The organism is Nostoc sp. UHCC 0870 (genome assembly GCF_022063185.1).
GTDB lineage: Bacteria > Cyanobacteriota > Cyanobacteriia > Cyanobacteriales > Nostocaceae > Trichormus.
The window spans coordinates 2,969,417-2,984,352 of the sequence record NZ_CP091913.1 but is presented as its reverse complement, the minus strand read 5'-3'; the positions used below and the strand labels follow the sequence as shown (position 1 = coordinate 2,984,352).

Genomic DNA, 14,936 nt, shown 5'->3' with positions numbered 1-14,936 from the left:
AATCTCTGGACTTGTTTTGTTTTAAACTATCAGTTTTAGGGGTGAAATTTAAACGCAGAGGGTAAGAGAGGTAAGCGCAGAGGTACGCAAAGAGAAGGAGTATTTGTTGAGGGCTGACAGCTAACTGCTGATATATATATGGTATATGGATAAACGCTTTTTTAATTTCTTTAATCTTACAGAAGATCAGGCGATCGCTCTTTTGGATACGCCTCAAGACCAGTTGAGTGAGGATGATTCACGCTATATTGCGGCTTCTCATTTGGTAAATTTCCCGACGGAGCAATCTATTAATGCCCTGATGCGGGCTGTGCAGCAAACTGACCCCAGCTTAGATAACCGTATTGTCCGCCGTAAGTCGGTGGAGACTTTGGGACGACTGCAAGCTGAGGTAGCCATACCAGTAATTCGCACTTGTCTAAGTGATGAAGACTGCTACACGGTGGAAAATGCTGTTTGGGCGATCGGTGAAATTGGGACTCAAGACACCGATATTCTAGAAGATGTGGCTCAATTGCTGGATAAGCCGGGGCAAACCCACCGCGTAATTATTCATACGCTGACAAAGTTTAATTATCAACCTGCCCTAGAACGTATTCGCAAGTTTGTAGATGATGCTGACCCACCTACAGCAAGTGCTGCAATGGCCGCAGTTTGCCGTTTAACTGGGGACTATTCCCAAATGGGGAAGGTTGTGGCGATGTTGCAGCACCCGAATGTGTTAGGGCGGCGGTTATCCATCCAAGATTTGATGGATGCTCGATATTATGACGCAATTCCTCATATTGCCCGATGTCCAGTATCTCTGATATTTAGACTACGCGGCATTCGGACTTTAGCAGAAGCCGGAATCTCTGCGGGAGCAATTAGTTTTGCCACAATTCAACCTTATTTAGAGCAGACATTATATGACCATCCCCATGATTTGGGTTTGGTGCATAGTTACCCAAGTCCCCCAACTCTGCCAAGTCTGATTCGAGGACTGTACGAAACCGACTTTGGACGTTGCTATTTGGCAACCAAAACTATTCTTGATGATCACGCCGATGTCGCGCCTGAAGCTCTATTTGCAACCTATGCCGAAGAAGCTAATAATGACTATGGCGCACACTTCCATGTGATTAAGTTGTTCGGTTGGTTGAAACATTCCCCAGCCTACGATTTGCTGATTGAAGGATTGTATAACAAACAACCACAATTTCAAAAATCACGGGCGGCTGCGGCGATCGCTCTTGGTGAACTCGGTGAAGCACGAGCAATTCCTGAACTGAAAGTCTGTCTCGAAACCAAAATTTGGGATTTAAAGTATGCAGCACTGATGGCACTAGAAAAACTCGGCGATACCAGTGGTTATGAGCAGCTTACAAACGATGACGATTGGCTGATTCGGGAAAAAGCTAAATCACAACTTCAACCAATTCTTAATTCGTAATCAGTTCGTAGCTTTATTTAAATACAGAGTATTTCCAAAGCCGATGCGCTACGCATTAATGAAATGGTGTACAGTCTTCAATTTTGAATTTTGAATTTTGAATTTTGAATTGTTATGTCTACAGAAGAATTATTTCAACAACTTAAACACCCCAACCCACACCTACGCGACCAAGCAATGTGGGCTTTAGCTGAGAATCCTGATGCCACAACGATTCCCCGACTGATGAGTATTCTAGATGAGGAAGATACCACCTATCGACGAGCGGCTGTAAAAGCTTTAGGCGCGATCGGCCCCGATGCAGTAACTCCTCTGGTTGCAGCTTTGCTCAATAGTGAAAATGTCACAGTGCGAGGAAGTGCCGCCAAAGCACTGGCTCAAGTTGCTATTAATCATCCAGATGTTCCCTTTTCAGAAGAAGGTGTACAGGGTTTAAAGACTGCTCTCAATGACTCCAATCCTGTAGTGCATATTGCCGCCGTGATGGCGTTGGGTGAAATTGGTACTCCCGTTGTGGATGTTTTGATTGAAGCATTGCAAACCACAGATAACCCAGCACTGGGAATTTCCCTAGTGAATGCTCTGGCTTCAATTGGCGATCGCCGAGGCGTAGAGGTGTTAACATCTTTAATTCAGAATGAATCGACGGATTCCTATGTCCGCGAGTCGGCGACTAGTGCATTGTCTCGCCTAGAGATGACTGTGAAGTTTCAGAGGGGAGAACAATAATAGGTGACAGGGGACAGGGGACAGGTGACAGAAAAAAAATTTGTGTTTGTAAAATGTAAAGATAAACCACAAAAAAAGTTTTTTTTACCTTGATAACCGTGAACCTTCAAACCGACAAAGACAAAACACAAGCCAGCACCAGTCAAAATATTGCTCCAGAAACAGAAAAAATTCTCTGTCCTCATTGTCAGCGCACAGCTACAAACGGCATCAAATGTAAGGGACTGTGTGTGGCTGACAGTGACTATTAAGGCATTAAATTAAAAAAATTAAATCTTATTCCTGTACTCCAGCCATGTCAGATTCCCAAACAATTAGTGCAGCAGTTGCCAAACTATACAATACCTATCCATTCCCGCCAGAACCGTTATTAGATGAACCACCTCCGGGTTATAACTGGCGTTGGAACTGGCTGACGGCGTATAACTTCTGTACCGGGCAAAAACCCTCTCATCACAATGTCCGCATCCTCGATGCTGGCTGTGGAACGGGGGTAGGAACAGAATACTTGGTGCATCTCAACCCTAATGCGGCGGTGGTGGGGATTGATTTGAGTGCTGGCGCATTGGCTGTAGCTCAAGAGCGTTGTCAAAAATCTGGGGCTACAGGGGTAGAATTTCATCACCTGAGTTTATTTGATGCGGAACAGCTACCGGGTGAGTTTGATCTGATTAATTGTGTGGGAGTTCTGCACCATACCCCTGACCCGATTCGCGGGATTCAAGCCTTGGCAAAAAAGCTGTCGCCTGGTGGGATAATGCACATTTTTGTGTATGGTGAACTGGGACGTTGGGAAATCAAGTTAATGCAAGAGGCGATCGCACTACTACAAGGTGATAAACGGGGTGATTACACTGACGGTGTAGCGGTTGGGCGACAACTGTTTGCAGCATTACCAGAAGATAACCGCCTCCGCAACCGAGAAGAAGAACGCTGGTCTTGGGAAAATCAACGGGATGGCTACTTTGCAGATATGTATGTACATCCGCAAGAGATTGATTACAACATCAATACACTGTTTGAGTTGATTGATGCGTCAGAATTGGAGTTTCTCGGCTTTTCTAATCCGCAGATTTGGAATTTAGAGCGATTAATTAGTAAAGCACCAGAATTGATTGAGCGTTCTCAAAATTTGAGCGATCGCCAACTTTATCGGTTGATTGAACTGCTCGATCCGCCAGCCATTACCCACTACGAGTTTTTCTTAGGACGCAGCCCTATCACCAGAGAAGATTGGGCATCTGATGCAAAGCTACTGTCTGCAATACCCGAACCAAGTCCTTGCATTCAGGGATGGCGAGATAGTCAACAATTCTTTAATCACGACTATCAGATTGTGCGTCTAAATGATGCCGAGTGGCAGTTTCTCCGCGCCTGTGATGAGAATCAAACAGTCAATCAAATCTTGCAGGGAATGGAGGCTAGTTTAGAAGATGTGCGATCGCTCCAAAAGCAGCAAATCATTCTCCTGACTGCCACATAATGATTCTAGGGGTGTTCGACCACAATAGGGTAAGTGTCAATCTATCTGGGTATCCTAAGTCTAAACGACTAACCTTAATCCGAGGTCTTGGTGATGAATCAGTTAGATGAAGCATTTATCCTGCTTAAAGAAAAAATTATCGATTTAGAGTTGGCACTCAGTCAGTCTCAGCAAGAGATCCAATTACTTAAACAAGCTCATCAAAAAGAAGTGGCTGATCGTAAGTATGTGGAAAGTGAATTAAGAACTTCTCAACATATGTTGCAATTGGTAATGGATACTTTGCCAGAAGCCATTTTTTGGAAAGATCGCAATTCAGTTTATCTAGGCTGTAACCGGAACTTCGCCGAAGATGCTGGAGTTTTTTCTCCTCAAAATATTGTGGGTAAAACAGATTATGACTTGGCGTGGAAAAAGGAAGAGGCTCGATTCTTCCAGGAGTGCGATCGCCGAGTCATTCTCTCTAATCGCCCCGAAGTAGGAATTGTCGAACCCCAACTTCAGGCCGATGGCAAACAAGCATGGTTAGAAACAAATAAAGTTCCTTTACACGATCTTCATGGCAACGTTATAGGGATTCTTGGTACTTATCAGGACATTACGGAACGCAAGCAAGCAGAAATAGCCTTACACGAATTGAACCAAAAGCTAGAACTTCAGACCTTAGAACTTACTTCAGCATTACACCAACTCCAACAATCTCAATTACAACTCATACAGCGCGAAAAAATGTCAGCTCTGGGCAATCTGGTTGCAGGTGTAGCCCATGAGATTAATAATCCCGTCGGCTTTCTGGCAGGAAATTTACTACCCGCACAGGAATATATCAGAGATTTGTGGGAATTAATTGATTTATACCAAGTGACATTTCCCAGTCCAGGACGGGAGATTGAGGAGAAAAGTGAAACTATTGATTTAGAGTATATTCGCGAAGACTTGCCGAATTTGCTCTCTTCTATGGAGAAAGGGGTTGAGCGGATTAGGTCTATTAGCACTAGCCTACGCACTTTTTCCCGAGGAGACACAGAATCTAAAGTTCCCTTCAAGATTCATGAAGGTCTTGATAGTACATTGCTGATTCTGAAACATCGCTTGAAAGCTAATGAACATCGCCCAGCCATTCAGGTGATTACTGAATATGATGAATCTCTCTGCATCAATTGTTTTCCAGGTCAACTGAATCAGGTTTTTATGAATTTGCTAGCAAACGCGATTGATGCTTTAGAGGAATCTAGTCAAGGAAAAAGCTTTCAAGAAATTCAGTGCCATCCTAACTGCATCAAAGTTTTGACAGAGTTGTCTTCTTGTCAAAAGTTTGGAGTGATTAGGATTCAAGACAACGGTGTTGGTATGACACAAGCAACACAGCACAAGGTTTTTGAGCGTTTGTTTACGACGAAGGAAGTTGGTAAGGGAACAGGATTAGGTCTAGCGATCGCTCGTCAAATTATCATTGAGAAGCATAACGGCATCATAGAAATCAACTCTGCACTTGGAGAAGGTAGTGAATTCACTATTAAGATTCCTCTCAAAACAGTCTATTAATCCTCACCTGACTAGGCATTCCCTCTAGAACTGTTAATTGAACACAATTCTTTAATCACGACTATCAGATTGTGCGTCTCAATGATGCCGAGTGGCAGTTTCTCCACGCCTGTGATGAGAATCAAACAGTCAATCAAATCTTGCAGTCAGTAGATGCTAGTTTAGAAGATGTGCGATCGCTCCAAAAGCAGCAAATCATTCTTCTGACTCCCTTGCACTCCTAGCACTGTTGTAAAATAGACAATAGAAGGATTCGGGGGGCCAGTTAACTGGTCGAAACGCCTATAGAAACTATTTTCGGTAATCTTCAGGGTTTAAAGTCCAGTCAGCTGAAACAACTACAGCGACTGTACCACCAGCGCATACCAGGCGATCGCATCACCACGCCTGAGTTCTCCCAGCGTCTGGCAGCAATTAGCACGGAAATTAATCAACCTTTGTGTGCCTACGTCAACCGTCGCGGACAAGTGATTCGGATTGGCGTAGGCACTCCGCGTCAAACGCAAATTCCACCAATGGAATTGCCGCGTTATGGTGCAGAACGTCTCAGTGGTATTCGTTGTCTAGCCACCCATCTCAAGGCAGAACCGCCGAATGAAGGGGCTTTAACAGCAATGGCAATGCAACGTTTAGATGCTTTAGTGGTAATCAATATTACTGGGACAGGCTTTACACGGCGCGGTGGTGGGGCTACAGGTTACGTTAAAGAAGCTTATTTAGCTCATCTAGTCCCTCAAGATGCCCGTGCTTTGATTCCTAGTGCAGCGATCGCAGGATCAAATAATGGTCAGTCCCCCAGTTGGAGTATATCACCACCACTAGATTTAGATAATCTAGCAGAGCAAGATTTCATGGACTTGGTGGAAGGACTGGAAGAAGAGTTCCGCCGGGAATTTGTCGCCCAGGAAGTAGATGCTGACCATGATCGCGTTTTAATTGTGGGTGTAATGACTGATCAAATATCACTCCAACAATTCCACGACACCGTAGCAGAATTAGCACGGCTGGTGGATACGGCTGGCGGTGATGTATTACAGACAGTACAACAAAAGCGATCGCGCATTCACCCCCAAACCGTCATCGGTGAAGGTAAAGTCCAAGAAGTCGCCCTCACAGCCCAAACCTTGGGATGCAACCTCGTCGTCTTTGACCGCTCCCTCTCACCCGCCCAAGTCCGCAACCTAGAAGCGCAAATTGGTATCCGCGTAGTTGACCGCACCGAAGTTATCTTAGATATCTTTGCTCAACGCGCTCAATCCCGCGCTGGTAAGTTGCAGGTAGAATTGGCACAGTTAGAATATATGCTGCCCAGACTCACCGGCAGAGGTCAAGCAATGTCTCGACTGGGGGGTGGTATCGGGACTCGTGGCCCTGGTGAAACCAAACTAGAAACCGAACGCCGCACCATTCAAAGACGTATTTCCCGATTACAGCAAGAAGTTGACCAATTACAAGCACACCGTTCACGGTTACGCCAAAGACGACAACATCAGGAAGTTCCCTCAGTGGCTTTAGTTGGTTATACCAACGCGGGCAAATCGACCTTGTTAAATGCTCTCACCAACGCCGAAGTTTACACAGCAGACCAATTGTTTGCCACCCTTGACCCCACTACACGCCGTTTGGTGATTCCTGGCGATGAAAATGGAAAAACCCAAGAAATTCTGATTACAGATACTGTAGGGTTTATCCATGAGCTACCACCATCCCTAATGGATGCCTTCCGCGCCACTTTGGAAGAAGTCACCGAAGCGGATGCCCTATTACACCTAGTAGATTTATCCCATCCGGCTTGGTTAAGTCATATTCGCGCAGTGCGGGAAATTCTGGCCCAAATGCCAGTTACTCCCGGCCCCGCGCTGGTGGCTTTTAACAAAATTGATCAAGTAGATAGCCAGACTCTAGCTTTAGCTCAAGAAGAGTTTCCCTTAGCTGTATTTATTTCGGCTAGTCAGCGTTTAGGGTTAGAAACCCTACGTCATCGTCTTAGCCAGTTAATTCAATATGCTGTTGACTCTGTGTAAATACAGAAAGACAAGGGTATATATTATATTTTAACTCAGTCATAGCACTGGGTTTTTTTATTTGAAGCTAACATTAATATCGTGACCGCTTGATTAATTAAAATGAGAAATAAAATTACCATTATAAAATTTTATTTTTTAGCAAACAATTCATGTTGAATCTATGAATAATAGATAGCCATATAATCAATTTACATAAAGATTGCTTTTAAAATAAAATATGCTGTTTATCAGTATTTATACGGTTATTTAGTGAATGTAAACCGTTGATTGAAGCTGTAATGAATATATTCTCTCAGGGTAGACAATATCTTTTATACTCAATTATTTTTGATGTATCACCTTAAAAAATTGGCTGAGTTTATCAATGTCTGTGCAAAAAATAATCTTTAGGCTATCTGCTATTTATGGATTTGGTGTTTGTTTATTGGCTGTAATGCCTTCTGCATCAGCTTTTACTTTTTCTCAAAGCGGCGATAGCGTCACAATTGGTGCTGCGGACATCAATAAGTCTTTTGAAATTAACTTTGACGGGAACGTTAGTGAAAAAGATGTTCAAGCACTCTCATCTACCGCCATCTTTAAATTCTTAGGATTTACTACAATCGGTAGTGGCTCTAATATTAAAACCGAGGCAAAGTTTGACATCACCCTATCCAACACATCTAGTAACGGTATCACCTCTAGAACATCTGCTTTAGGTTTTGACGTTAGTAGTGATCTACTTGGAATTGGAAACACCAACAATTCTGGAAGCACACGAGTCTCTGGGCTGTTTACTAAAGATAGAAGTGGTTCATTTCCCAATCAATTTGGCGGCGTTGATGTCTGCTTCACTAACGGTAATACCTGTCAGGGTGGTGCAAGTGGTGGTGTTAGCACTGGTGCGGCTGCTACTTTATCTCCTATCCTTGCTTTCGCAGGTAATGTCACTAACTTTACCCTCAGTAATTTAGGCGTGCGTTACCAAAGTATTGACGGCACAAGCACTATTGATAATAAAACCTTCAATGGTGCTAGTGGTACAGGTCGAGGATACTATATTGCTCCACCGCCACCACCTAAAAAAGTACCTGAGCCAGCTACAGCAGCAGCTATCGGTTTATTGGCTGTGGGTGCGTCGCGCCTGAAAAAGAAACAACCTCTGCTATCAGTATAAATCAGATTTTTCAGAAATTATCACATCATACAAGGACGGCTGTCATTCCTTCTTACTTATGAGATCAGCCGTCCTTTTTACTAAACTTTAAAACTAAAGCTTTAAAATTAATAAGTATTCAACCATATTGAGAAACTTATGGCAGCTAAGGTAGAGATTTACACTTGGGCAACTTGTCCATTTTGCATCCGTGCAAAAAACTTACTAACACGTAAGGGTGTTGAATTTACTGAATACAGCATTGATGGCGATGAAGTAGCAAGAGATAAAATGTCTGACAGAGCCAATGGTAGACGTTCTGTACCACAAATTTTTATCAACGATCGCCATGTCGGTGGTTGTGATGATATACACGCTTTAGAAGCTCAAGGTAAGCTAAATGAGTTACTAGCAACTGCTTTGTGAGCAGGGAGCAGGGAGTAGTGAGTAGTGAGTAGGTAGGTAGACATTGTATTTTTCTCCCCCTGCTCCCCCTGCTCCCCCTGCTTTCTGTCCCCTGTCCCCTGTCCCCTGTCCCCTATTTTTCTGGCTATTGAGGCAAAAAGTGTGAAACTGGCTTTTATTATTGATCCCATCCATCAGCTTGACCCATGTCATGATACGAGCGTTGCTTTGATGGAAGCAGCACAAATTTTGGGTCATGAAATCTGGGTAACTCAGGCAAATTTGCTGAGTGTAGTAGACAGCAAAGCTTGGGCGAATTTGCAGCAGGTGGAAATTACACCAGTGGAGTTGCTGGAAGGACGCTGGATAGCGGCGAATCCTTGGTATAAGTTAAGCCAGCGTTCCTTCATCTCCCTGGAAACGATGGATGCTGTATTTATGCGGACAGATCCACCTGTAAATGATGCTTACCTCTACGCTACTTACATTCTGGATTACATCGACCAAAATAAAACTTTGGTGATCAATAATCCTAGTGGTATCCGGGATGCAAACGAAAAAATGTATGCCCTCCAGTTTACCAATGCTATTCCAGAAACCATTGTGAGTGCAGATAAGGAGTTCATTCGCAAATTTGTTGCAGCTAAAGGGGCAGCCATTATCAAGCCACTGGGTAATAAAGCTGGGGAAGGGATTTTATTTTTGCAGTCAGGCGATCGCAATTTTAATTCTATAGTCGAACTCAGTACCTACCAAGGTCGATTACCAGTCATGGTACAAACTTATTTACCAGAGGCGAAAGAAGGGGATAAGCGGATTATCCTGCTCAATGGAGAGCCAATTGGCGCACTCAATCGTCTATCTAGTGGGAGTGATTTTCGTAACAATATGGCAACTGGTGGTACAGTGGCTAAAACGGAAATTACCCCCAGAGAGTACGAAATTTGCAGTGCAGTAGCTGCAAAATTGCGCCAAGACGGTTTAATTTTTGTGGGTATTGATGTGATTGGCGGCTACTTAACAGAGGTAAATGTTACCAGTCCCACAGGAATTAGAGAAATCGACAGGCTCGCTGGTACTCGCCTGGCTCATCAAGTCATTAAATGGGTTGAGCAAACTTTGAAAAAATAAAAAACTAAAATAACTTACATTTATTGCCACGCTTCTCATTTGCTCTAGCCAGACGTTACTGCACGTCAAGTTTTTTTGTAGGCAATACAACATAGCCGTTGGTTCACGAATCAACATCAATCTTGGTTAATTGATGTTGATTTGTTAACACACAGATATTTCAGCAGATAGCAACCATGCTGCTAACTACTGTATTTTCCCTATCTCTCTTAGAGCTTGAGAATTAACAGATTTTATATACCACTCAGTCTGACCTAAGACTACAAATTTTAATAATCTCAAATCTAAAACTCTTAATTCCGTGGTGGTGTGCGTCGCCTCTGGAGAAAGTCAGGAATATCTAAGCCACCCTTTTCTTTAGGCTCTGGGGTAACTGCTGGGGGATTACCTGCTGGTGGTGGTGAAGATGGCCGTTTAGGTGGAGTTGTTACACGCGCATTCGCTACACCCTGTTGCGGTGCTGCTTGTATTTCCCCTGTAAATCCAGTCGCAATTACAGTAATTCTCACCTCACCTTGTAGCCTGTCATCAATGACTGCACCAAAAATAATATTAGCGTTAGGATCAACTACTTCGTAGATTGTCTCTGCGGCAGCATTGACTTCATGTAGAGTCAGATCGCTACCACCTGTAATATTAAAGACAACTCCTCTAGCTCCTTCAATAGAACATTCTAATAGTGGTGAAGAAATAGCAGCTATCGCAGCTTCTCTCGCTCTTGATTTTCCAGAACTCACACCAATTCCCATCAACGCCGAGCCTGCATCAGCCATCACAGCGCGAACATCAGCAAAGTCTACGTTCACCAAGCCAGGAATCGTAATGATATCGGAAATACCTTGCACACCTTGACGTAATACATCGTCTGCATAGCGAAAAGCTTCTTGCACTGGTGTTTGTTCGGGAATCACTTCCAATAGCTTATTGTTAGGAATAATAATTAGTGTATCAACCCGGCTTTTGAGTCCTTCAATACCTTGTTCTGCCTGGGTAGTGCGGCGGCGACCTTCAAAGACAAAAGGACGTGTTACCACACCAACAGTTAGTGCGCCCATTTCTTTGGCTATTTCTGCGACAATGGGAGCAGCACCTGTACCAGTACCGCCTCCCATACCGGCAGTAATAAACACTAAATCAGCACCCTCTAAAGCCGTAGCAATTTCATCCCGCGATTCTTCTGCTGCTTTTTGACCAATAGCCGGATTACCACCAGCCCCTAAGCCGCGTGTGAGTTTTTGTCCAATTTGTAACCGACTAGGCGCACCTGCTAGAGTCAAAGCTTGGGCATCTGTATTAATTGACCAAAACTCTACTCCAGAAACATCAGATTCAATCATGCGGTTAACCGCATTTCCACCACCACCACCGACACCTATCACTTTAATATTGGCTACCCGTCCTGGGACAATCTCACCAATTCTGCCACTTTCGATATTGATTTTCTTGCTGTCGTGATTTTGTCCAAAATTCAGTCCAGAGTGATTAAAGGGGTTAGATGCGTTCACTGCTAAAGAAAAACCAGGTTGCCCCAAAGATTGGGAGTTTTTATAGGTAAGCTCTTGGTTATTATCAAGTGTCATGGGATTCAGAAAGGTAGATAAACGACTTTATTTCCGATGTTATTTGCCTAGGACTCAACTATAGTTCGACAGTGCTATAGATTTTGGCACTGTTATTTATTGTTGTCACCATTTCCAACCTTAACAAGATCGTTAGTGGGGAAATTTGCTATGGCATAAGCGATGAAGGCAGATGATCTCACAGCTAATTCTAGAGAAGTATACCTATATTTACCTAAAATTGATCTGTATAACTTCAACGAGTCATTAATATTTGCGCCACATTGTCGATTTTGCATAGTATACCTTTGGCATACACGATACACTCTCTTTGTTAAGGGTTGAAATTGATCACTGCTATTACTATTCACACTATTGCTTTTTATCTTATTTACGGCAGTCTGTACTGAGTATACGCCGTGCTTATTTTTATGATCATTAGAAAAATAATACTTACAATAAATATTTTTGATTCCTTGATGATTAGTTCTAGGGGTTAATTCTAAGCATTTATACATACATTTAATAAAAATACAAGTAAACTATTTCTAAAAATTATGAATTAATAACACAGCTTCCAAAGATAAGCCACAGTATGTCTTATCTGCCTTAATAATATAGTTGATAGGTTTCACAATTGGGAATAATTCCAAATTTTGGCAAAAACTAGTTCTATAACTGTGGTTTATCAGGGAATTACCCGCAAAGGGAGACTCTGCTTATCAGTTATAGAACACTCTACTGCTAGTGCAATATGGCAAAAACAAATATATAGTTTTAATTCCGCGTAGAGGTACTAAGGACTTGAAGAGTTAATCATCTCTTGTTTTTGGATCATATGTACTAACGGAGATTTGGGATTTGTCAAATCAATGTACTCGATTTCACTCGGATTAAGTTTTTTCGGTAAGTTACGCATTCTAGCAAGTAAATTAATTTGTTCAGGTAATTGAGGACTCAAAGCCCCAATATGGACATTTCCTATTTCTGTTTTCAATATTAAGTTTGTTGAGTCTTGGCAATCAATTTCCGTAATTTTCACGGAACTTTGACTGACATAGGAATACAGTTGATTCCAGTATGAGCCATACTTCTCTGGCGACCCGATAACTTTAAGACTAGGTAATTTAAAGTTAGGATTCATCAGTGTGTATTTTTCTAAAGGTATCCAAACCCCATTTGCATCTAATAAACCTGTACTATCTTTATTAGTATTTCCTTGTGCCTTAGTTTTTTGCGCTACAGCTACAGGTACTCTTTCCTCAATTTCGATAATTAATCCTGGAGGAAAAAGGCGACGGTTGACAGTCGCTTGTGCAATAGTTGGCTGTTTCTTCAAGGATTCTGCAATCACCGAGGGTTGAATCCGCCATAAAGACTGGGGATAAGATAGTTTTAACACCGACTGAACCGCCTCTTGTGACAGTGATTGATTACCTGATGTTATCAATACTTGTTTAGGTGTTTTTAACACCCATATCGGTTGGATAGCCACCCACAGCAAACCACCAGCTAGCCCACTAATGGCGATGGTACGCCAAATCGTTTGCAAAATTTTTACTTGGCGTTGTCGGCGTAATTTTTGGCGGCGTTGGGCTAAATCTTTGCGAGAAACAGATACGATCTCAGGCATTAATACCTCATTTTTGATTGCATTCTAAATTTATTATTATGCTTAGATTTTTCGATGGGTTTCAGTATAAATGCTGCCATCAAATAGCTGCTTTGTTTAAAAGTGGTGCTATTGCTAGTAACACTTTACAGCAACCCTAATAAAAATCAGGTATTCGTTTATAGGAGGTTACTTCAAAATCCCTCTTCAGAGACAAGTGATAATTTTTATGACAACTAAACAATAAAATACGAATAAATACATACAGATTGTTCATAAAAGTTAGAGATAATTAGTGACTAATAAGACAGAAAATAGCATCTACATCTGCAAATGGGAAATACATTAAACTTGTCGCGCTTTTACAAAGCGTGTAATCCTAGCTACACATTAAATATGGGTGTGAAGTTAGATCAGCAATACTATATAGATTTTGCTGATGTGCGTGGATGCAAGATTGTGGAAGAATTACAACGTACAATCAGTCGTATTTCTCCTGACGAGCCTACCTGTCAGTTGTTTACAGGTCATATTGGTTGTGGTAAGTCAACGGAGCTGCAACGCCTCAAAGCAGAGCTAGAATTAGCAGGATTTCATGTAGTTTATTTCGAGTCCAGCCAAGACCTAGACATGGCGGATATTGACATCAGTGATATTCTGCTGAGTGTGGCTCGTCAAGTTAGTGTCAGTTTAGAAGCAATTGGTGTCAAACAGAAGCCAGGATATTTTACCAATTTATTTAGAGAAATAGGAGATTTTTTGCAAACACCCATAGAACTTTCTGGAGAAGCAGAATTTTCCTTGGGGATTGCCAAAATTACGGCTAAAACCAAAGATAGCACTCAGTTACGCAATCAACTGCGACAGTATTTAGAACCCCGTACCAATAGCATTCTGCAAGCGATTAATGAAGAAATATTAGAGAAAGCAATTGAACAGCTAAAGTTGCGGGGTCAAAAAGGACTAGTAGTAATTGTAGATAACTTAGATAGAGTAGATATGCGTCCAATGGCCTCTGGACGGACGCAACCAGAATATCTCTTCATTGATAGAGGCGAACAGTTACGCCGCCTTAAATGTCATGTAGTTTACACTATTCCACTGGCGTTAATTTTCTCTAATGAGTACGAAGCACTCAAAAATCGCTTGGGTGGAGGTATTGCACCCAAGGTTTTACCAATGGTATTGGTGCGACAAAGAGATGGTAGTGATTATGAACCAGGGATGTCTCTACTGCGCCAATTGGTGTTAGCAAGAGCTTTTCCAGAATTTACCTCTGATGACCGGGAGCAATTTATTAGAGAGTTATTTGATTCACCAGAAACTTTAGATCGTTTATGTCGTGTCAGTGGTGGACACATACGTAATTTATTGGGGTTACTTTACAGTTGTCTGCAAAGGCAAGATCCGCCATTTTCCAGAGACTGTTTAGAAGCTGTCATTAAAGATTACCGAGATGATCTGCTATTAGCAATCGATGAATGTCAGTGGGAATTGCTATTTGAAGTAGTACAACAGCAGAGTGTGAAAGGAGAGTCAGACTACCAGAGTTTGCTCAGAAGTATGTATCTGTTTGAATATCGAGATCCTAGAGGTCGTTGGTTTGGTATTAGCCCAGCATTAGCAGAGACAGAAAAAGTTGTTGCTTGGCAAAAACTTAAGTAAGAAAACAATAACTTAAGGAACTCAATACGCAAAATTCAAACTTATAAGTTTAAACTTTATTCAAGTTTGAATTATGATTAATTTTAAATTGTTACAAGCACGCTGCAAAGGCAGTTAGCCACTTTTTTAACACAACACATTTTTATGTGTATATCGTTTGATGAATCAACAATGTAAAAGGCATAGTTAGCCTTTTACATTCTGTTGTGGTGA

General features: G+C 42.1%; 13 protein-coding genes. 11 read left to right on the top strand and 2 right to left on the bottom strand.

The features are described 5' to 3' along the window. Window positions 1–145 precede the first annotated feature (145 nt). From L6494_RS12940 to gshB, 10 genes are all read left to right on the top strand, one after another. A complete protein-coding gene (locus L6494_RS12940; protein ID WP_237995493.1) occupies window positions 146–1,432 on the top strand; it encodes a HEAT repeat domain-containing protein in 1,287 nt (428 codons plus the stop codon). Between the two features lie 114 nt (window positions 1,433–1,546). Further along, complete coding sequence (locus L6494_RS12935) at window positions 1,547–2,161, top strand: HEAT repeat domain-containing protein (protein ID WP_237995491.1); 615 nt, start codon at window positions 1,547–1,549, stop codon at window positions 2,159–2,161. A 98-nt stretch (window positions 2,162–2,259) separates the two neighbouring features. Further along, window positions 2,260–2,412, top strand: coding sequence for a hypothetical protein (locus L6494_RS12930; protein WP_237996326.1), 153 nt, complete (start codon window positions 2,260–2,262; stop codon window positions 2,410–2,412). A 44-nt stretch (window positions 2,413–2,456) separates the two neighbouring features. After that, entirely contained in the window at window positions 2,457–3,644 is a 1,188-nt protein-coding gene (locus L6494_RS12925) for a class I SAM-dependent methyltransferase (RefSeq protein WP_237995489.1), read from the top strand. A gap of 93 nt (window positions 3,645–3,737) precedes the next feature. Beyond that, the gene (locus L6494_RS12920; protein ID WP_237995487.1) at window positions 3,738–5,189 is read left to right on the top strand and encodes a PAS domain-containing sensor histidine kinase; all 1,452 of its coding nucleotides are present in this window, start codon (window positions 3,738–3,740) and stop codon (window positions 5,187–5,189) included. Window positions 5,190–5,260: 71 nt separating this feature from the next. Then, complete coding sequence (locus L6494_RS12915; RefSeq protein WP_237995485.1) at window positions 5,261–5,413, top strand: hypothetical protein; 153 nt, start codon at window positions 5,261–5,263, stop codon at window positions 5,411–5,413. A gap of 60 nt (window positions 5,414–5,473) precedes the next feature. Then, a complete protein-coding gene (gene hflX, locus L6494_RS12910) occupies window positions 5,474–7,213 on the top strand; it encodes a GTPase HflX (protein ID WP_237995991.1) in 1,740 nt (579 codons plus the stop codon). Window positions 7,214–7,580: 367 nt separating this feature from the next. Next, on the top strand, window positions 7,581–8,372 hold the full coding sequence (locus tag L6494_RS12905) for a cistern family PEP-CTERM protein (RefSeq protein ID WP_237995483.1): 792 nt from the start codon (window positions 7,581–7,583) through the stop codon (window positions 8,370–8,372). A gap of 138 nt (window positions 8,373–8,510) precedes the next feature. Continuing rightward, window positions 8,511–8,777: a glutaredoxin 3 gene (grxC, locus tag L6494_RS12900; protein ID WP_237995481.1), complete on the top strand. Its 267-nt coding sequence runs from the start codon at window positions 8,511–8,513 to the stop codon at window positions 8,775–8,777. A 141-nt stretch (window positions 8,778–8,918) separates the two neighbouring features. After that, window positions 8,919–9,887, top strand: coding sequence for a glutathione synthase (gshB, locus tag L6494_RS12895; RefSeq protein ID WP_237995479.1), 969 nt, complete (start codon window positions 8,919–8,921; stop codon window positions 9,885–9,887). 293 nt (window positions 9,888–10,180) lie between these two features. On the opposite strand, the gene ftsZ is transcribed toward gshB, so the two are convergent. Together ftsZ and L6494_RS12885 are read right to left on the bottom strand one after the other, a co-directional pair. Continuing rightward, on the bottom strand, window positions 10,181–11,467 hold the full coding sequence (ftsZ, locus tag L6494_RS12890; protein ID WP_237995477.1) for a cell division protein FtsZ: 1,287 nt from the start codon (window positions 11,465–11,467) through the stop codon (window positions 10,181–10,183). Between the two features lie 775 nt (window positions 11,468–12,242). After that, on the bottom strand, window positions 12,243–13,079 hold the full coding sequence (locus tag L6494_RS12885; protein WP_237995474.1) for a cell division protein FtsQ/DivIB: 837 nt from the start codon (window positions 13,077–13,079) through the stop codon (window positions 12,243–12,245). A gap of 312 nt (window positions 13,080–13,391) precedes the next feature. Between L6494_RS12885 and L6494_RS12880 the strand changes: the two genes are divergently transcribed. After that, on the top strand, window positions 13,392–14,723 hold the full coding sequence (locus tag L6494_RS12880) for an ATP-binding protein (protein ID WP_237995472.1): 1,332 nt from the start codon (window positions 13,392–13,394) through the stop codon (window positions 14,721–14,723). The last annotated feature ends 213 nt before the right edge of the window (window positions 14,724–14,936 follow it).

Bases quoted from the DNA above. Each gene is read 5' to 3' on its own strand.
- ftsZ (WP_237995477.1), bottom strand. From the start codon at position 11,467: ATGACACTTGATAATAACCAAGAGCTTACCTATAAAAACTCCCAATCT.
- L6494_RS12935 (WP_237995491.1), top strand. From the start codon at position 1,547: ATGTCTACAGAAGAATTATTTCAACAACTTAAACACCCCAACCCACAC.
- L6494_RS12920 (WP_237995487.1), top strand. From the start codon at position 3,738: ATGAATCAGTTAGATGAAGCATTTATCCTGCTTAAAGAAAAAATTATC.
- L6494_RS12905 (WP_237995483.1), top strand. From the start codon at position 7,581: ATGTCTGTGCAAAAAATAATCTTTAGGCTATCTGCTATTTATGGATTT.
- L6494_RS12940 (WP_237995493.1), top strand. From the start codon at position 146: ATGGATAAACGCTTTTTTAATTTCTTTAATCTTACAGAAGATCAGGCG.
- grxC (WP_237995481.1), top strand. From the start codon at position 8,511: ATGGCAGCTAAGGTAGAGATTTACACTTGGGCAACTTGTCCATTTTGC.
- L6494_RS12925 (WP_237995489.1), top strand. From the start codon at position 2,457: ATGTCAGATTCCCAAACAATTAGTGCAGCAGTTGCCAAACTATACAAT.
- L6494_RS12880 (WP_237995472.1), top strand. From the start codon at position 13,392: ATGGGAAATACATTAAACTTGTCGCGCTTTTACAAAGCGTGTAATCCT.
- L6494_RS12885 (WP_237995474.1), bottom strand. From the start codon at position 13,079: ATGCCTGAGATCGTATCTGTTTCTCGCAAAGATTTAGCCCAACGCCGC.